Origin of the sequence: Phosphitispora fastidiosa (genome assembly GCF_019008365.1) — a bacterium.
Lineage (GTDB): Bacteria > Bacillota > Thermincolia > Thermincolales > UBA2595 > Phosphitispora > Phosphitispora fastidiosa.
The window spans coordinates 40531-59350 of sequence record NZ_JAHHUL010000006.1; the positions used below are offsets into that span (position 1 = coordinate 40531).

The 18820-nt window shown below is 47.0% G+C and carries 16 protein-coding genes; all 16 read left to right on the plus strand.

Going from position 1 to position 18820, the window contains the following annotated elements; all coding sequences use genetic code 11:
• The 16 genes from Ga0451573_RS20020 (at position 1) to Ga0451573_RS07800 (ending at position 18737) form a co-directional block, all read left to right on the plus strand.
• Positions 1-867, plus strand: a complete 867-nt coding sequence (locus tag Ga0451573_RS20020; protein ID WP_231683314.1) for a CoB--CoM heterodisulfide reductase iron-sulfur subunit B family protein — start codon at positions 1-3, stop codon at positions 865-867.
• Positions 868-1107: 240 nt separating this feature from the next.
• Positions 1108-2145 carry an HD-GYP domain-containing protein gene (locus Ga0451573_RS07725; RefSeq protein WP_231683315.1) on the plus strand — a complete coding sequence of 346 codons (1038 nt, stop codon included), beginning with the start codon at positions 1108-1110 and terminating at the stop codon, positions 2143-2145.
• 148 nt (positions 2146-2293) lie between these two features.
• Positions 2294-3865 carry a demethylmenaquinone methyltransferase gene (locus Ga0451573_RS20025; protein ID WP_331459395.1) on the plus strand — a complete coding sequence of 524 codons (1572 nt, stop codon included), beginning with the start codon at positions 2294-2296 and terminating at the stop codon, positions 3863-3865.
• A gap of 25 nt (positions 3866-3890) precedes the next feature.
• Positions 3891-4781: a UbiA-like polyprenyltransferase gene (locus Ga0451573_RS07735; protein WP_231683420.1), complete on the plus strand. Its 891-nt coding sequence runs from the start codon at positions 3891-3893 to the stop codon at positions 4779-4781.
• A 27-nt stretch (positions 4782-4808) separates the two neighbouring features.
• Positions 4809-5417 carry a UbiX family flavin prenyltransferase gene (locus Ga0451573_RS07740; RefSeq protein WP_231683316.1) on the plus strand — a complete coding sequence of 203 codons (609 nt, stop codon included), beginning with the start codon at positions 4809-4811 and terminating at the stop codon, positions 5415-5417.
• 19 nt (positions 5418-5436) lie between these two features.
• Positions 5437-6537, plus strand: coding sequence for an aminofutalosine synthase MqnE (gene mqnE / locus Ga0451573_RS07745; protein ID WP_231683317.1), 1101 nt, complete (start codon positions 5437-5439; stop codon positions 6535-6537).
• Position 6538: 1 nt separating this feature from the next.
• Entirely contained in the window at positions 6539-7390 is an 852-nt protein-coding gene (locus tag Ga0451573_RS07750; RefSeq protein WP_231683318.1) for a menaquinone biosynthetic enzyme MqnA/MqnD family protein, read from the plus strand.
• Positions 7374-8453 carry a cyclic dehypoxanthinyl futalosine synthase gene (mqnC, locus tag Ga0451573_RS07755; protein ID WP_231683319.1) on the plus strand — a complete coding sequence of 360 codons (1080 nt, stop codon included), beginning with the start codon at positions 7374-7376 and terminating at the stop codon, positions 8451-8453. Before Ga0451573_RS07750 ends, mqnC begins: the two co-directional genes overlap by 17 nt.
• Positions 8454-8481: 28 nt before the next feature.
• Positions 8482-8685: a twin-arginine translocase TatA/TatE family subunit gene (gene tatA, locus Ga0451573_RS07760; RefSeq protein WP_435052285.1), complete on the plus strand. Its 204-nt coding sequence runs from the start codon at positions 8482-8484 to the stop codon at positions 8683-8685.
• A 21-nt stretch (positions 8686-8706) separates the two neighbouring features.
• Positions 8707-9621, plus strand: a complete 915-nt coding sequence (gene tatC, locus Ga0451573_RS07765; RefSeq protein WP_231683320.1) for a twin-arginine translocase subunit TatC — start codon at positions 8707-8709, stop codon at positions 9619-9621.
• A complete protein-coding gene (gene selB / locus Ga0451573_RS07770; RefSeq protein WP_231683321.1) occupies positions 9618-11525 on the plus strand; it encodes a selenocysteine-specific translation elongation factor in 1908 nt (635 codons plus the stop codon). The genes tatC and selB overlap by 4 nt, the downstream gene beginning before the upstream one ends.
• 525 nt (positions 11526-12050) lie before the next feature.
• Complete coding sequence (fdnG, locus tag Ga0451573_RS07780) at positions 12051-15092, plus strand: formate dehydrogenase-N subunit alpha (protein WP_269438161.1); 3042 nt, start codon at positions 12051-12053, stop codon at positions 15090-15092.
• Complete coding sequence (locus tag Ga0451573_RS07785) at positions 15093-15881, plus strand: 4Fe-4S dicluster domain-containing protein (protein ID WP_231683324.1); 789 nt, start codon at positions 15093-15095, stop codon at positions 15879-15881.
• Positions 15874-16785, plus strand: a complete 912-nt coding sequence (gene nrfD / locus Ga0451573_RS07790) for an NrfD/PsrC family molybdoenzyme membrane anchor subunit (protein WP_231683325.1) — start codon at positions 15874-15876, stop codon at positions 16783-16785. Before Ga0451573_RS07785 ends, nrfD begins: the two co-directional genes overlap by 8 nt.
• Positions 16786-16800: 15 nt before the next feature.
• Complete coding sequence (locus Ga0451573_RS07795) at positions 16801-17601, plus strand: formate dehydrogenase accessory protein FdhE (RefSeq protein ID WP_231683326.1); 801 nt, start codon at positions 16801-16803, stop codon at positions 17599-17601.
• A gap of 191 nt (positions 17602-17792) precedes the next feature.
• Positions 17793-18737 carry a GGDEF domain-containing response regulator gene (locus Ga0451573_RS07800; protein WP_231683327.1) on the plus strand — a complete coding sequence of 315 codons (945 nt, stop codon included), beginning with the start codon at positions 17793-17795 and terminating at the stop codon, positions 18735-18737.
• Positions 18738-18820: the final 83 nt, after the last annotated feature.

An 18820-nucleotide genomic window follows, 5' to 3' on the forward strand; every position in this document is an offset into this window, starting at 1 on the left:
GTGAAAGTAGCTTATTATCCGGGTTGCGGCCTGAACGGTTCATCAAAGGAATTAGATATATCTTTTAGAGCAATCAGCGGTCCCCTGGGGATTGATGTTGTTGAAGTACCTGACTGGAATTGCTGTGGCGGGTCATCAGCCCACAGTACCAGCCATTTTCTCTCATTTGCACTTCCGGCCAGAAATGTAGTTAATGCTGAGACCACCGGATGTGAAGAATTTACGGCCCCATGTCCGGCCTGTTATGTAAGGCATTTTTTGGCTCAGCGGGACATCAATGAAAACCCGGAAATGAAACAGCACCTGGAGAATGCTCTGGAAAAGAAAATTGATAAGAGTGACATGAAAATTAAAAACGTCATCGAAATTTTCATGGATAAGATTGATTCCTCAGTGGTCAAAAAACCTCTTAAGGGTTTAAGAGTGGTGAACTATTATGGGTGTGCCCTGGTAAAACCCCCGAAAACCTTTGGCTTCTTTGATGACCCTGAAAATCCCCAATCCCTTGATAAAATAATGAGAACTCTTGGCGCTGAAGTAATTGACTGGCCTTATAAGACTGAATGCTGCGGGGCATCACTCTGTTTTACCAATCAGGATGCCACATGGAAAGCCAGCAGGGATATCCTTCAGATGGCCAAGGATTCCGGAGCCCAGGCTGTAGTTGCCGCATGTACGATGTGCCAGATGAACCTGGATATGCGCCAATCACAGATTAACAAAAAATATAAGACAAACTTCAATATCCCGACACTATTCTTTACCCAGCTGATTGGTTTGGCGATGGGAATTTCTGCTGACAAGCTAGCCCTTGACAAAGTATATGTTGATCCCAAACCCTTGCTCAGTTCACTGAACCTCTTGTAATTAATCCAACTTCCGAAGGTGTTGGCTAAAAAACAGGATACTACATTATAAAAGTGACAAATCATATAAAGAGACCACATCCAATAAAATGTTTGGACGTGGTCTCTTTTTTAACGGCAAACCATAAACTTTAAGTTGATCAATATTTGAAACAATTCTTCCTGCAAAAATGCAGGAAAAATGAGGCTATCTGTCAAAACATTGAACAATAACCCTAATAATAGAAAGGGGAATGAGGCCTTGTTCTCTTTACGCATTGATGATGTAAAAACTGGGATGACCCTGGCTGAACCGGTATTTAACATGAATGGCACTAAACTGCTGGGTGAGGATTCCGTCCTGACCGGCAAGATGATTCTCAGGCTTAAGAATGCAGGAGCTAAACGGCTTTGGGTGACTGATGACAGTTTTTCTTTTCTCCAGGAATTCGGGCCACAAAAAATTGTCGGAGAAACAGTTATAGAATTGGAAAAAGCAAAATCCCGCATTGTTGAGGGAAAGGCCTTTGATATACAGGTCATTAACGAAGTTTCTCATGAACTGGTAGAGCAGATTATTATTAATGAACTGCCTTTTGCGGAAATGGTTCGGATGAAGTCCACCGAAACAGGAGTTTTTGAGCATATGGTGGATGTCAGTCTGCTTGCCGTTATTACCGCCAAGTCTATGGGTATGGATAAGCTGGACATGCGGTTTCTCTGTTTTGCTTCACTGGTCCATGATGTTGGCAAGCTTATGATCCCGGGTGAGATTTTGGGGAAACCGGATAAGCTCAATGATACCGAGATGCGTGTGGTCAAAAAACACCCCCTGATAGGTTTTGATGTCCTGAGCAGTATCGATGGGATCAACAAGCATGCCCCTGTAGTGGCCCTGCAGCACCATGAACGGCTTGATGGCAGCGGCTATCCTAATGGGATAAAGGGTAACCAGATACACCTTTACAGCAGAATTGTGGCCATTGCTGATATATATACAGCGCTGATCAGGGAAAAGGTTTACCGCCCCAGGCTTCCTGTTTACGAGGCCGGTGAGATTTTGTGGTCACAGGCAGAAGCCGGGCTTGACCGCACCCTGACATCAAACTTCCTGAGGAATGTTGTCGCCTTTCCGCTGCGCAGTATGGTAAAATTAAATAATGGCCTTGTCGGCAAGGTTGTTTACCAGAATAGTGATTTTCCGACCCGGCCGATTGTTTCGGTTGACGGGGAAATGATTGACCTGGCTGAGACCCCTACGGTTTTTGTGGCTGAAGTAGTTGCTTATGAGCATGATTAAATATACTTTCTCGAATATTCTGACCTTTTTTTGTGAAATCTTAGTTTAAGGGGAGGATTTGTTTTCAGGGTAACGAATATATAGATGGTTAAACTTTATTTATCTTTTAATACTTTATGCAATTTGTTTAGCATAAGGGGGTACATTGATGGCAGCCGAATTCCTGGAAGCAGTTCGGGATGATTTGAAATATGTAGACGAGAAAGTGGCAAAAGCCTTTAAGATAAAACCCGGGAATTTGAGCAAATTTGCCCATGTTGAAACAGAGTCGGTGCAGAAATACTTGCATCCGGCCCTGGTTTTGTTTTCCGGCAGGCTTTTGGGTTATACTGGGTCTGGGCTGGTCAGTCTTGCCGCAGTGATTCAGTTAATTTACCTGGCCTCAGCTGTTCAGTTTCGGGTTCCGGACAACTGCGTGAGGAATCCGGTTGAAGAAGACCCTAAAGACGGGGCACAGCTACCGGTGTTGGCCGGAGATTATCTTTATGGCCGGTTCTTTGTGGAACTTTGTGCCGGGGATATTCTGCAATTCCTGGATCCCCTGGCTTCCATTATAGCTGATATGAATTATGGCGCTTTACAGAGAAGAAAGCATCAGGGCCTTCAAGCGACAGATCTGAAGATGGCCCTATTTGTGATTGAAAAAGAAAGTGCGGCATTGACTGAAGGAGCGGCAAGGATGGCAGGCGTTCTCGCTGCAGTTTCGGGTGAAGCAATTACCAACATTTCAGGAATAGGATTTAACCTGGGAATGGGATATGGTATCCTGGAAAGGAACCTGGGTACGGAACTGGCTGCACCATACTTTGAAGCGGTTGGTAAATTGCTGCAGCGATTTCCGGCAGGTGAAGCAAGAGACGGTTTGCAAGGCATGGTCAATGAGTTGAAGAATGGTCAGCTTGCTGTTCCGCTAAGGAAAACAGGGCAGTGTGGAGAATTTAAAATCACGCCGCCGGGTGGGCCTGACATCCCCGAGGGTTACCAGAATCAGGAGCAATATGTCCACTCGGTGTTTTCGTCTATAGCTCAAAAATATGATACCATGAACACGTTCCTGAGTTTTAACCGGGATAAATTTTGGAGGAAATTTACTGTTGAGAAAGCCGGGATAAGGCCCGGTGACAATGTTTTGGATGTATGCTGTGGTACAGGGATGATATCAGTGGAATTGGCCAAAAAGACAGGGCCTTCCGGAAGAGTGACCGGCCTTGACTTCTGTGGTGACATGCTTGATATCGCAAAAGCCAACCTGAAAGGCATGCAGGGGATAAATAATATCGAATACATCCAGGGAAATGCCATGGAAATGCCTTTTGCAGATAATACTTTCAATTGTGCCACAATTGGTTTTGGGCTCCGGAATGTTCCGGACCTTAAAAAAACCTTAAAGGAAATAATCCGTGTCCTTAAGCCCGGAGGGCGCGTTGTCTGCCTTGAATTCAGCAAACCTACCGTTCCTTTTTTTAAGCAATTATATAATTTTTATTTTAATAGGTGTGTACCGCTCCTGGGCAGGTTGGGAGTGGGTATCGAAGGCCCTTATAGATATCTCCACAATTCGTGGCAGGTTTTTCCCCACCAGAAGGAACTGAAGGATGAATTTACCCGTCAGGGGCTGGAGAACGTAAATTACTATGAGCTGACTGGGGGAGTCGTATCGGTACATGTGGGGGTTAAACCTGTATCTGTGATCTCTAATGTAGCAGCAGCCAAGGAATAGCTGGAGAGAGGTGGTCTGATTGAATATGGCCTTTGCCCGGGTACGCCATTTTGGTGAAATGATAAAATTTGAACATACGGTGTTTGCCCTGCCTTTTGCTTTAATGGGAGCCTTCCTGGCTAAAAGGAATTTTCCCACAGGGTATGAACTGCTTTGGATAACCCTGGCTATGGTTGGCGCCAGAACCGCAGCCATGGCCTTGAACCGGCTGATTGACCGTCACATAGATGCCAGAAATCCCCGGACTGCCGGAAGGCATCTTCCCAAAGGCATCCTTTCAGTTGCTGAGGTCTGGGTTTATGTGGCCCTGTCATGGGCTCTGCTGCTGATTGCAGCGTGGCAGCTTAACCCGCTGGACCTGCCGGTTCCCCTTACGGTCAAGCTGATGCCCATAGCTGTCCTGGTGTTAACTCTTTATTCTTATACTAAACGGTTTACGTGGGCGTGTCACCTTGTTTTGGGACTGTCTCTGGGTCTTGCCCCTGTAGGAAGTTGGGTTGGGGTTGCCGGCAGAGTGGAGCTTCCTGCGGTAATTCTGGGTTTTGTGGTCATTGCCTGGGTAGCCGGTTTTGATATGATTTATGCATGTCAGGACTACGAATTTGACCGGAAGGAAGGAATTCATTCCGTTCCTGCAATATTTGGCCTTAAGTGGGCTCTGGTGTTTTCCGGACTGCTGCATGTATTGACAATAGTACTTTTGGTATGGGACGGACTGCTTCTGGGTATGGGTTATTTCTATTGGCTTGGAATAATCTTAGCAGCAGGTATCCTGATTTACGAACATTCACTGGTTACTCCAACTGATTTGTCTAAGCTTGATGCCGCTTTTTTTAACATGAATGGCATACTTAGTGTAATGCTGTTTGTTTTTACTTTTGCCGATATTATATTTGGGCTCAAAATATCGCTGTAGCCTTTAACGAAACTGGAGGGAATGTGGTTGGGTTCATATATAATAGCTGTTACCGGAGCCAGTGGCGCGATCTATGCGCGAAATATGCTCCAAACCTTACTTAGGCTGAACCATGAGGTTAGCCTGACAATAACCGGACCGGGTTTCAGGGTTCTTAAGGAAGAACTTTCCTGGGACCTTCCTGAGCCCGGAGACCCTGGCATGGCCAGGGAAATCGGGGGTTATCTAGGCTTGAACGAGGATGCCCCGCTGACGTATTATGATTACCGGGATATTGGGGCTCAGATTGCCAGCGGGTCGGCCAGAAATGATGGCATGATAATCATTCCATGTACTGTCTCCACCCTCTCCGGGATAGCTTGCGGGGCTTCGGAAAACCTGGTGGAAAGGGCTGCCGACATTATGCTTAAGGAGAAACGGCAGTTGGTGGTGGTTCCCAGGGAAACCCCGTTCAACCAGATACACCTTAAAAACATGCTGGAGCTTGCCTGCATGGGTGTCCATATCGTGCCGGCAGCTCCGGCATTTTACCATAAGCCTGAAACAATCGAAGACCTGGTTAACTTCGTTGTTGGCAGGGTTCTGGATTTACTTAAAATTGAACATAAGCTTTTTAATAGATGGCAGGGCTCTTAGCCGTTAGGAGGACCTATTAATGGAACTGTTGGGTACAAGCAAACTGTTGGATATCGTCGAAAAAGTGAATAAAGGGGATAGGCTTAGTTTTGAAGACGGAGTTAGGCTGATGAGCTCCAATGAGCTGTTGGTTATAGGGTATATGGCAGATATAGTGAGAAAAAGGAAAAACGGTGATTACGCCTATTTTATTGTAAACCGCCATATTAATCACACCAATGTCTGTGACAACCTGTGCAAGCTGTGTGCTTTTGGGAAAAAGCCTGATGACCCGGAGGCGTACACCATGAGTCTTGACGAGATAGAGAAAAAGGCTCTCGCAGTAAGGGACAAGGGCATTTCTGAGCTGCATATTGTCGGCGGGCTTAACCCAGAGCTTAGGCTGCATTACTTTGAGGAAATGCTGCGCCGGATCAGGCAGGTCTTGCCCAAAGTAATCATTCAGGGCTTTACCGCTGTTGAAATCGATTATTTTGCCAAAACCGAAAACATGTCAGTGGAGGACGTAATCCGCCGCCTTATGGATGCAGGTCTGGACTCACTTCCCGGGGGTGGGGCAGAGATATTTGCGCCAAGGGTCAGGGAAAAAATATGTGATAAAAAAATTAGCGGCGCCAGATGGCTGGAGGTGCATGAAGCTGCCCATCAGGCGGGAATGCTGACAAATGCGACAATGCTGTATGGACATGTGGAAACCATCGAAGAACGCATAGACCATTTGATTAAACTGCGTGAACTGCAGGATCGGAGCCGTGGCTTTCTGGCTTTTATACCTCTGGCATTTCATCCGAAAAATACCGGCCTGGAGGGGACGAAGCTTAGCCGAACGACAGGGTATGATGACCTTAAAGTGCTGGCAGTATCCAGGCTGATGCTGGACAACTTTGACCATATCAAGGCCTACTGGATTATGATAGGGCCAAAACTGGCCCAGGTCTCACTGGCATTTGGAGTTGATGACATAGATGGTACTGTTGTTGAGGAACAGATTACTCATGCCGCGGGAGCTGACAGTGGACAGTCCCTTACCAAAAAGGAACTGGTGGGGATGATTAAGGCAGCTGGTAGGATTCCCGCTGAACGGGATACCCTCTATAAAATAATTGAGGAGGGCTTTTAAAGTGAGTAAAATCCGGCTGGGTTATATTGATTATATAAATTGTTTGCCTGTATATTATGCTATTGAACAGGGACAGGTCCCTATTGCTGCCAAAATGGTCAAGGGACCGCCGACTAAAATGAATAAGATGTTTATTGACGGCAAACTGGATATTACTCCCATTTCATCTATTGAGTTTGCCAGGCATAGCGAGAAGGCCGTGATTCTTCCGGAAGTCTCAATCAGCGCTGACGGTGCGGTTGAGAGCATTCTCCTTTTCAGTAAGGTTCCGGTAACGGAATTGGACGGCCTGAAGGTCAGTCTGCCGACATCGTCGGCAACTTCAGTGGCGCTGCTAAAAATACTGTTTGAACATTATTACCATGTGGAGGTTGAGTATTCCCTGGAGGAACCGGATCTGAAGCAGATGCTGAAGGAATCGGATGCTGCTCTCCTGATAGGGGATGATGCCCTTTTAGCCGGAGAGGCTGTCAGAAAGCAGGGCGGTAATTCCTTACATATTACGGACCTGGGTTCAGCATGGAAGGAATTTACCGGATACCAAATGACTTTTGCCTTATGGGTGATTAACCGGAATTTCGTTGAGGCACATCCGGAAGAGGTAGCAAACATCAGTAATGCATTTATTAAAGCAAAGGAGTATGGTTTTGCCAATATTCCTGCTTTGGTTGATAAGGCACACCAAAAGACCGGCCTGCCCCTGAAGGTCTTAAAAAGGTACTTTGAAACTATCAAGTACAGTTTTGGAGAGGAAGAGCAAAAGGCGCTCCTGACGTTTTATGATTATGCATATAAGAGCGGGCTGATTGAGGAACGTGCTAAGTTAAATATCTGGGGTGAGGAAATTGGGTAAAACTATAGCAGGAATTCTTGAAAAAGCTGTTGCCGGTAAGAGGCTGGAACTCGAAGAGGGTGTGGCCCTTCTCAAATCAGATAAAATAATCCTGCTTGGGCTGGCTGCCTTATCTGTGACCAAAAGGCTTCATCCGGAGCCGGTGGTCACGTTTGTTATTGACCGAAATATCAACTATACCAATGTATGTACAACCGGGTGCCGGTTTTGTGCATTTTACCGTTCTCCAGACGCTCCCGATGCCTATGTTTTGAGTTATGATGAAATTTATGATAAAATCAGGGAAACCGTTTCCTGCGGCGGAACCCAGATACTCATGCAGGGCGGACTGCACCCGGACCTGCCGTTTACTTACTACCTGAAGATGCTGCAGGGGATTAAAGAAAGATTTGAGATTGACATTCACTCTTTTTCACCACCGGAGATAGCCCACTTCTCCAAAATTACCGGGCTTCCGGTGCGTGAAGTTCTGGTCAGGCTGCGTGAGGCCGGATTGGCTTCAATCCCTGGTGGTGGAGCTGAAATTCTGGACAATAGGGTCAGAAAATATATTAGTCCAGATAAAATTTCCTGGGAAGAATGGATGAATGTAATGACAACTGCTCATGAACTGGGCATGAAGTCCACCGCCACAATGATGTTCGGCAGTGTGGAGACCCTTGAGGAGCGTGTCATGCACCTGGTCCGGGTCAGAGATGCCCAGGACCGTACAGGCGGGTTCAGGGCATTTATCCCATGGAGTTATCAGCCTTTGAACACCCGGCTTGGCGGTAAAACAGCAACTGGTGTGGATTACCTGAAAACTCTGGCGGTATCCAGGCTGATGCTTGATAATGTGCCCAATATCCAGGCTTCATGGGTAACCCAGGGGGCCAAGATGGCCCAGGTTTCCTTAAACTTTGGGGCCAACGACTTTGGCGGCACCATGCTGGAAGAAAACGTTGTCAGGGCGGCCGGGGTCAGCAACCGGGTTCCTCTGGATGAGATTATTAACAGTATCAGGGATGCAGGCTATACCCCCGCACAGCGGAATACGGGTTATGATATCTTAAAATATTATTAATGACATCTTGGGAAATGGAGGGATAATTATGGTCTTCGGCTTTGGGATGCTGGGTGCAAAAGAATTGATTCTGATTTTAGTCATTGTTTTGGTGATTTTTGGTCCCAAAAAACTGCCAGATATTGGACGCTCCTTTGGGGAAATGCTTTCTAATTTCAGAAAGGGCTCCAAGGATGAAACAGAAGAAGCAAAAAACCCGGATGAATCAAATCCAGATAAAACGCAAAAGTAAACGGGCTAGAGGTGATTTTGCTTGAGTGACAAATCGATGTCGATTTTGGACCACCTTGAGGCATTAAGGCGGGTTTTTATTGTGAGCTTTGTTGCAGTAATTCCCGGCGCGGTATTAGGGTGGATAATACGGGAGAAAGTACTGGCTCTTCTGGTGGCGCCGGTTAAGAACCTGAATTATGACCTTGTGTTTATAACTGCTACTGAGGCTCTAACAGCCTACCTGAAAATTTCAGTTGTGGCAGGTATTGTTTTTGCTTCACCGGTGATCGCATACCAGTTTTGGAGATTTGTGCTTCCTGCCCTGCATACCCACGAAAAACGCTATCTGCTGATATTTATACCGGTTTCAGTGCTGCTGTTTGTGGGCGGGATTGCATTTGCCTATTATTCTGTTTTTTCCTATGCTGTAAAATTCCTCCTCAGCTTTGGCGGAGAGGGTTTGGCTCCCATGCTTTCTTTAAGCAAATACCTTTCGTTTACCATCTGGTTTTTACTGCCCTTCGGAGTCATATTTGAAATGCCTCTGGTTATCGTTGCTATGGCCAGAATGGGAGCAGTTACTCCCGGTTTTCTGGCGTCAAAACGGAAGTTTGCCGTGCTGGCTGTGTTTGCCATAGCGGCTGTGGTTACCCCCACGACTGATATGATCACACAGGGCATAATGGGTGGGGCGATGTATCTGTTATATGAGATAAGCATATGGCTCGCTTACCTGGTGCGGCCCGGCAAAAAAAATAAAGCAGCCCTGCCTGAGGCAGCCGCCCCAAATGTTGATGACGGAAATGATGACGGAAATGATGACGGAAATGACAATGGAGACGGCAACGGAAACGACAAGGGAAATGATGAAAAAAACGATAGCGGAAATGTGGCAAAAATCTACCGTGATATTGTGGACCGCGGTGATGGCAAGGATTCGGAGGACCGTAAATGAAGCACTTTATAATTGGTACTGCCGGACATGTTGACCATGGGAAGACCAGGCTTATAAAGGCCCTCACGGGTCAGGAAACAGACCGGCTGAAGGAGGAAAAAGAACGCGGAATTTCCATTGAGTTGGGTTTCGCACCCTTTCAACTCCCCAGTGGGACCTTAGCCGGTGTGGTTGACGTACCCGGACATGAAAGGTTTATTAAAAATATGTTGGCCGGGGTCGGCGGAATGGATCTGGTAATCCTGGTAGTAGCTGCCGATGAAGGGATTATGCCCCAGACCAGGGAACACCTTGATATTATTGATCTGCTTCAAGTTCAAAAAGGTATCATCGTGATTACTAAGACAGACCTGGTTGATGAGGAATGGCTGGATCTTGTCCAAGAGGAAATAATTGAACTGGTGAAGGAGACCGTACTCGAAGATGCTCCTGTTGTACCGGTATCTTCGGTTACCGGAGCGGGTATCGGGGAACTAATTGAGCTAATCGACCGGACAGCAGAAAATCTCCGGGAACGTCCAGCTGCCGGATATTTCAGAATGCCTGTTGACAGGGTATTTTCCAAGACCGGTTTTGGGACAGTGGTTACCGGGACCTTACTTTCGGGAAGATTACGTCTTGGCGATGTGGTGGAAATTCTGCCTGATATGGAAGAGGCCCGGGTGAGGACACTTCAGGTTCATGGGACTAAGGTCGAAGAAGCGCTGGCGGGACAGCGGGTTGCTGTAAACCTGGCCGGCACAGAACGTGAAACCATAACCCGGGGGAGTGTAATCGCTGCTCCGGGGATGCTTAACCCCTCACACCGCCTAGATGTGCAGCTTAAACTCATTTCAGGTATCAAAAAATCTCTGGCCAACAGGGCGAGAGTCAGGGTACATATAGGAACTTCAGAAATCCTGGCTAGGGTTATCCTCCTGGAAAAGGATGAACTGGAGCCCGGCGAATCAGGATTTATCCAACTGGAATGTGAGGAGGCCATTGTGGCTGCCAGGGATGATTTGCTGGTAATTAGGTCATATTCCCCAATGACGACAATTGGAGGGGGCAAGGTTATCGATTCGGCTCCCCCCAAGCGGAAGCGGTTTCATGCTGAAACCATTGAGATTCTGCGGACCAAGGCAAAAGGGACTCCGGAAGAACTTCTGCACCAGTTTATGCTGTCCTCCGGGCAGGCTGCACATTTACGGGATGATCTGGCCCGCGGCGGAGGATTTGATGAGGCCACAACGGAAGAGGCCATAAATAAGTTGACAGCCCAAGGTCTCTTGAGACAATTTACCTCAGAAAACAAGATTTATTTTATGCTGGATTCTTTTTATACGCAAAAAGCTGACGAGATTGCAGCAGCGCTGGAAAAATATCACACTGTTTACCCCCTCAGGTCCGGTATTTCCAAGGAGGAAATCAGGAGCAGGTTCTTTCCTGGAATGAGCAACAAACTTTTCAGCGCCCTGATGGACATTTACCGGGTAGATGAGGTAATCAGCATAATGGGTGAAAACATAGCTAAAAAGGGTTTTCAGCCTGAACCCCAGGGTGAACAGATCCGGCTGTTCCCTAAAATTGAGGGAGAGTATCTTGCAGCAGGTTTCCAGACACCCGGGTGGGAAGATATTAAATCGGCCCATAGGCTGGTCCCGGCAGAAAGCGAAGAAATATTGAATTACTTCATAAATAAAAAGGTTCTGGTTAAGCTTGAAGACAATGTATTAATACATAGGGCGAACCTTGACAAGGCCAGAAATCTGCTGGTAGGTTTTCTTGAGGAGAAAGGAGAAATAACCCTTGGAGAAGCCCGGGACCTGTTGAATACGTCCCGGAAATTTGCGCTCCCGGTGATGGCTTATTTTGATAAGGAGAGAATCACCAGGCGCATTGATGACAAAAGAGTCCTCTATTAATCAGGGTCCTCTATTAATCAGGAACACTGTAAAAGAAGGGCTTATGGGGCTTGCTGTAACAGCACCCCTTTTTTTTGTACTTCAGGAAAGTATATCTTTTCCACATTTGTACCCGCAGGGGGTACTCCGAATCCGTAACCGCTAAAGCGGTAACGGCTTCGCAGTGGAAAAGGCTAAGGAATGAAGTATAAAAAGGCGCGCGCATCGGGAACTGAAAGATGCGCGCCTTCTTAATGGGGATTTTAAGACAAATATTACAGATTTATTGTAATTTGATGTAATATTTATGAAGGAAAATGACAATATGTGTCGAAATATATACATAAAAGTGCCAATAGAGTCTTATATTGTGGACAGGAGTGGGTATTCCTGTCTATTATTGTTTGGTGTATTGTTGGCCCGGGGATTAGTATAGGTGAAAATATGCTGAACACAAACTATTAATAATTGATACTGCAAAGGAGGTGAAGCAGCAATATTGGCCTTGATCACTCCAAGGCGATGTTATCGAAGGGAGGAGTTACTATGAAGTGTTCACGAAGAGGTTTTCTGAAACTGTCCGGAGCGACAGGTCTTGGCCTGTTTTTTGGGGAGTTGGGTTTTAATCTGGAACCTGTAGCTGCGAAGGTTATGGATTTCAAGATAAAATCTGCCCGGATAGTACCTACTATTTGCCCTTACTGTAGTTGTGGGTGTGGCATCTTATGTTATGTGGAGAATGGTAAAATAATTAATACTGAAGGTGATCCGGACCACCCCATTAACCAGGGCTCTCTTTGCAGCAAAGGGTCATCATTATACCAGATAGCCAATAACGAACGAAGGCTGGGCAAGCCTCTATACAGGGCGCCCGGAAGCAGTAAGTGGGAGCCCCGGGAATGGGACTGGGTCATGGACCGGATAGCTGAAAAAGTTAAACAGACCAGAGACAATACCTTTATTAGCAGCCAAAAGGTCAAAGATTCCAAAACAGGAGGAGACCTTGAGGTTACCGTTAATCGGACAGAGGGTATTGCCTGTTTGGGAGGCGCCGCCCTTGACAATGAAGAGTGCTATCTGCTGACAAAAGCTATGCGTTCCATGGGCCTGGTTTATTTAGAACACCAGGCTCGTATCTGACACTCCTCTACGGTTGCCGGTCTGGCACCTTCATTTGGCAGAGGAGCGATGACTAATCACTATATTGACCTGAAAAATACTGACTGTGCTCTGATTATTGGGAGCAATGCCGCTGAGAATCATCCCATGTCCTTTAAGTGGCTGACCAGGGCCAGGGAAGAGCGCGGCGCCAGGATTATCAGTGTCGATCCCAGGTTTACCCGTACTTCCTCTAAAGCCGATATTTATGCCCCCATCAGGTCAGGTACTGATATTGCTTTCATCGGCGGAATGATTAACTATATTCTAAGAAACAGGATATATAACGAAGCTTATGTAAGGAAATATACCAATGCCGCCTTTATCATTGACGATGGTTATGGCTTTAAAGATGGAATTTTCAGCGGTTATGACAGCAAAAACCGCAAATACAGCACAGACACATGGAAATACAAGACTGATTCTGCGGGACAACCCCTCAAAGATGAGACCCTGCAGCACCCCAGGACTGTTTTCCAGCTGCTGAAAAAGCACTATTCGCGCTATGATATTGATACTGTGTGCAGGATAACGGGAACTCCCAAAGGCGTTTATATGGAAATCGCCGATACCTATGCTGGCACCGGGGCCCGCGGCAAAGCAGGCACTATTTTGTATGCCATGGGAGCTACTCAGCATACCGTGGGTTCGCAAAATATAAGGTCTTATGCCATGCTGCAGCTGCTGCTGGGCAATATGGGTGTTCCCGGTGGAGGCATTAATGCACTCAGGGGAGAGGCAAATGTCCAGGGCTCCACAGATATGGCGCTCCTGTTTCACCTTATCCCGGGATACCTCAATCTTCCGACAGCTGCGCCTCAGTATGCTACTCTTGCCTCATATCTTGAGACAGAGACCCCGAAAACAGGCTACTGGTCCAATAAACCAAAATTTATGGTCAGCCTGCTGAAGGCTTTTTGGGGTCCCAACGCAACCAAGGATAATGAGTATGCTTATCAATATCTACCCAAGATTGATCCCAAGGTAAATTATTCCCATATTTCAGTTTTTGAGGCCCTTTATGAAGAGAAAATTAAGGGAATGTTCTGTTTCGGGCAGAATCCTGTGGTTGGCGGTCCCAATGCCAACAAGGAAGCAAAGGCTTTGGGAAATCTGGACTGGTTGGTCTGTGTTGACCTTTGGGAGACCGAGACTGCGACTTTCTGGACCGAGAAAGCTGGCGCCCGCCCTGCTGATATCAAAACAGAAGTATTTTTGCTCCCTGCCGCATCTTCAGTTGAAAAAGAGGGGACGGTTTCCAACAGCGGAAGGTGGATTCAGTGGCGTTGGAAGGCAATTGAACCGGTTAATGAGGCCAAGTCTGACGGCTGGGTAATAAACAATCTTTTCAAGAGAGTTAAAAAACTTTATGAAAATGAGAGCAGTCCTGCGGCTAATCCAATCAAACACCTTTTATGGGATTATGGCGACCATGATGAACCTGATGTCGACAAGGTTGCCCGGGAAATCAACGGATACAATGTCCTTACCGGGAAACAGGTGCCCGGTTTTGCCAAACTGTCGGATGACGGCTCTACCTGCAGCGGAAACTGGGTTTTCTGCGGGATGTACCCCGAGGCCGGGAAGAACCTTTCTCAGAGACGTGACAACACCGATGAAGGTGGTTTGGGGAACTGCCTGAACTGGTCTTATAGCTGGCCGGCCAATCGCAGAATTCTATACAACCGCTGTTCAGCAGACTACGAAGGAAGGCCCTGGACTGATGACTCCAAGTTAATTTGGTGGGATCCCTTGAAGGGTGATATCCTCAAAGGTGAAAAGGGAAAGTGGGTAGGACTGGATGTCCCTGACTTCAATACCGTCCTGGCTCCTTCAGACCCCGGAGGGACAAATCCCTTTATAATGCTCCCGGAGACAGTGGGTGGGCTGTTTACCACCAAAATGAAGGAAGGCCCTTTTCCAGAGCACTATGAACCATGGGAGAGCCCAGTGAATAACCAGATGTCCGGTATCCAGCTTAACCCGGTGGTTAAGGTGCCGAATACACCCATGAACGAACAGGGGACACCTGATAAGTTCCCGATTATCGGCACAACTTATCGCGTTTCGGAGCATTGGCAGGCCGGACAGATGACCAGGAACCTTCCCTGGCTGGCAGAACTGTTCCCTGACATGTTTGTAGAAATGAGCGAATCCCTGGCTAAAGCAAGGGGAATCAAAAACGGCGATAAAGTTATTATATCTTGCGCCAGGGGGGAAATTACGGCATATGCCCTGGTCACCAAGCGCTTTAAAACTCTCCTTGTTGACGGGAAACAGGTTGAGGAGGTAGGACTGCCGTGGCACTTTGGCTACCAGGGAATTGCAACCGGAGAAATCGCCAATAAACTGACTCCGCATATTGGTGACGGCAACACCATGATTCCCGAATATAAGGCGTTTCTGGTTGATGTAAGGAGGGCGGTATAAATGGCAGAACTTGCGATGTCTGTAGATGTTTCCAAATGTACCGGCTGCCGTGGCTGCCAGGTGGCCTGCAAGCAGTGGAACGGGCTGCCTGCTGTTAAAACAGGCTTCTCCGGGAGCTATGAGAACCCGCCCCGGATTGGCGGCGATACCTGGACAAGAGTGCGGTTTATTGAAAAGGAAGACAGTGGCAAAATGAGGTTCCTGTTCAGAAAAGAACAGTGTATGCACTGTACTGAGGCCAGCTGTCAAGCCGTATGTGCCGCCGGTGCAATTCAAAAGACCGACAGGGGGATGGTGGTTTTTAATGATGATCGCTGTGTCGGCTGTAAAAACTGTGTAGTCGCCTGCCCATTCCATGCGATAGGCTTATCCGAAGAAACGGGCAGCAGCAGGAAGTGCCGGTTCTGTTATGAGAGGATTGACAACGGTATGGAGCCGGCTTGTGTCAAAGCGTGCCCTACCGGCGCCATCAGTTTTGGCGACCGGGATAAGATGCTTACTCAGGCAAAGCAGAGGGTATCTGTTCTGCATGGAACAGGAGTTAATGCCCGGGTCTATGGGGAACATGAACTGGGCGGGCTGCATGTGATTTACGTCCTGGATGATGAACCGGAAGTTTACGGGCTCCCGGCACATCCCCGGGTGGCCACTGCCGGCCTGTTTAACAATTGGCTGCATGCTCTGGCTGGAGTAGGGGTGGTAGCCTTTGCACCGTTCTGGTTAATCTTCCGGGAGCGCGGGACAGTGCCGGATAAGTCAGTTGGAGCGGAGGTGGATGATAATGCATGAAATAGCTTGGCCGGTAATTATAGCCATATACCTGTTTGTGGCAGGTGATGGAGTAGCGGCGTTTTATACGGGTATTCTGGCAAACACCTTTAGTAAGGGGAAATATGAGCGCATAGCCAAGATAGGGTCATATATCGGGGTGCCCCTGATAATTCTAGGTCTTCTGATGCTGATAATTGACCTGGGACGACCCCTCAGTTTCTGGCACTTTGTATTGGGAGAAAATTTTCTGCCTCTGTTTCGGGTAAGTTCCACTATGTCTCTCGGAACCTGGCTGCTGACGGCATTCACCATATTTGGCGGCGGGTATGCCCTTACCTGGCTGGCAGAAGAAAAGTTTGCCAGGGGATGGCCTGTTCTGAAATATTTTTCTTCCCGACCGGGGCTGCGGAAAATACTGGGATATTTAGCCCTGCCCTTTGCCGTATTGATTGCATGTTACACCGGGGTCCTGCTGGCAAGTACTGCAGCGCCGATGTGGAACAGCACCCCATATTTGGGCCTCCTTTTTCTGTTGTCAGCAACTTCTGCCGGTCTTTCCAGCATAATTCTGATACTGGCAGCCACCAAATCAGACAGACATCTTATTTATACCTTTTCCAAGGCAGATGCCATTGTTGATATTCTTGAGCTGGTAGTTTTTATTATACTTATGATAAGGTTGAGTTCATCTGCCCCCGAAGCTGCCGCCCTGCTGCTTAACGGCGAATTCAGCACACTTTTCTGGCTGGGCATAGTGGCTTTCGGGCTGGTAGTGCCCCTTGTCATGGAAATATATGAATTGGCTTCAAGTGAGAAAAATGTAATCAATACTGTTGTGCCTGTGTTGTCGGCAGTGCTTATCCTGATCGGTAGTTTTCTTACCAGGGTGGTAATATTGTATGCCGGTCAGGCAAATTTCTGATAGGGGGTGGCTTTGTTGCCGGGTGATATTGATAAGGGCGGAATTCCACATGAGCTGCTGAATTTTTACCGGGAATTGATAGGAATTCAGAAAAACTATTTTGAAGAATGCAGTCTTGGCCTGAAGGCATCAGGAAATGCGGGCAGTTCTGGGGGAGCAGCTCTTCAAACTCCACTGCTTCAGCAAATTCAGCCTGCTTTTGATACCGCACTGTTTATCAGAGTGTTTCGTGATATTACTGGTATGATTGCCCGAAACCGGCCCGGTCTGGAGGGGTTGGAAGCAATTGACAAGATACCTGATTCTTTTCTCAGTCAGTCTTTTGCTCAGGCTCGTAACAGTAGTGTTAATGAAGTTGTGAATAAAGACAACGGCCTGTTAAAATTCATCTTTACCAATTCGATTAAACCCTTTCTGAAGGCTTTTGCCCAGAGCATGGAAAAGGGGGAGGTTAAGGCAGCTGAAAATCATCCGTTCTGTCCTGTCTGCGGCGGCAGTCCTGATATGGGAAGGGCGGTAAACCCTGGTGGGCAGAGATATTTACACTGTTCATTATGTGGACATGAATGGCTTTCCAAGAGGCTGAAGTGCCCATATTGCCTCAATGAAGACCATAATTTACTGTCAGTAATTATTGTCGATGATATTCCCGGCTGTCGGATTGATGTCTGTGAAGCTTGCGGGAGTTACCTTAAGGTAATAGCAGATGAAACAGGCGGGGTATCCCGGCTGCCGGAAATGGCAGATATTGAGACAATTTACCTGGATGTTGTGGCTAACCAGAGAGGATATACCAGGAGTACATTGAATATATAAGTTTAATTTTTACCAGGGATCGCCAATATTACGGCGGTCCCATTTTCAACATGCCTGGCCGGCAAATGTTACACTGCCAATGGAGGCAAGTCGTACGCACCGGGGTTATAAAAAATTTCTCGCATTTGCAGGAATACGGAAATTATTGGCGAAATAATTTCATAATTAAGACAATTCAGGGGGTGGCGGCTTTGTTAGAGCCGGTTACAATAAGAGATAATGCCAAAAAAATAATGGTTATTGAAGATAACTGTATCACGCTTTGTCAGCTCCGGGATTACCTGGGTGAACAGGGATACAGTATCATCCCGTGCAAGCGCTGCGATGATGCCATGACATTGCTGGAAGAGGTAACCCCCGACCTGATAATCCTTGATATAATCATGCCAGATGTAGACGGTTATGAATTATGTAAGTGGCTTAAGTCCCATTCCCGTCTGAAAATGATCCCAATAGTCTTTTTGACTGCAAAGACAAGCCTTGAAGATAAGCTGGAGGGTTTTCAGACCGGCGGTGATGATTACATTACCAAGCCCTTTGCCGAAGAAGAACTGCTGGCCAGGATACAGGCAATTTTAAACCGGATAAATAGTTACTATAGTATTTCCATGAGGGACGAACTAACCGGCGCTTATAACAGGAGATACCTTAAGGAACGTATGGATGAAGAGTTTTACCGGGTCAGGAGGACCGGCAGACCGTTTTCCATAGTGGTTTTGGATATTGATTTTTTTAAGAATATCAATGATATTTATGGGCATTATGCCGGGGATTCGGTTCTGGTGGAGTTTGTCAGGTTTTTACAGACAAGGCTCAGAAAATCAGACCTGATAGCCAGGCTGGGAGGAGACGAGTTTTTGGTTCTGCTGCCTGACACCACCTCAGGAAGAGCCTATTTTTTAGTAGAACGTTTAAGACAGTCTTTGGAGGAGATTCGTTTCTACCATAAAAAAGACGGTATTGCCACCGAAAATCAGGTTACAATAAGTGCAGGGATTGCCTGCTGTCCCGAACACGGGGATACAGAAGAAATTCTTTTTACTCTGGCTGACGTAGCTTTGTATAATGCTAAAAAATCGGGAAGAAATGCCACCAAAATAGCTGAAGGAGCGAATGAAGGGATTGCCTGCAAATAAAGGGCAGTCTCCGGGTATGAGAAAATAGTGAGGAAGTGACCCAAAGGATGATTCTTACGGGCGCTTCCTTTATTCTTTTTACC

What these genes read in the sequence shown, in the direction of transcription:
- Ga0451573_RS20025 (WP_331459395.1), top strand. Translation starts at nt 2,294, where the DNA reads ATGGCAGCCGAATTCCTGGAAGCAGTTCGGGATGATTTGAAATATGTA.
- Ga0451573_RS07735 (WP_231683420.1), top strand. Translation starts at nt 3,891, where the DNA reads ATGGCCTTTGCCCGGGTACGCCATTTTGGTGAAATGATAAAATTTGAA.
- mqnE (WP_231683317.1), top strand. Translation starts at nt 5,437, where the DNA reads ATGGAACTGTTGGGTACAAGCAAACTGTTGGATATCGTCGAAAAAGTG.
- tatA (WP_435052285.1), top strand. Translation starts at nt 8,482, where the DNA reads ATGGTCTTCGGCTTTGGGATGCTGGGTGCAAAAGAATTGATTCTGATT.
- selB (WP_231683321.1), top strand. Translation starts at nt 9,618, where the DNA reads ATGAAGCACTTTATAATTGGTACTGCCGGACATGTTGACCATGGGAAG.
- Ga0451573_RS07785 (WP_231683324.1), top strand. Translation starts at nt 15,093, where the DNA reads ATGGCAGAACTTGCGATGTCTGTAGATGTTTCCAAATGTACCGGCTGC.
- nrfD (WP_231683325.1), top strand. Translation starts at nt 15,874, where the DNA reads ATGCATGAAATAGCTTGGCCGGTAATTATAGCCATATACCTGTTTGTG.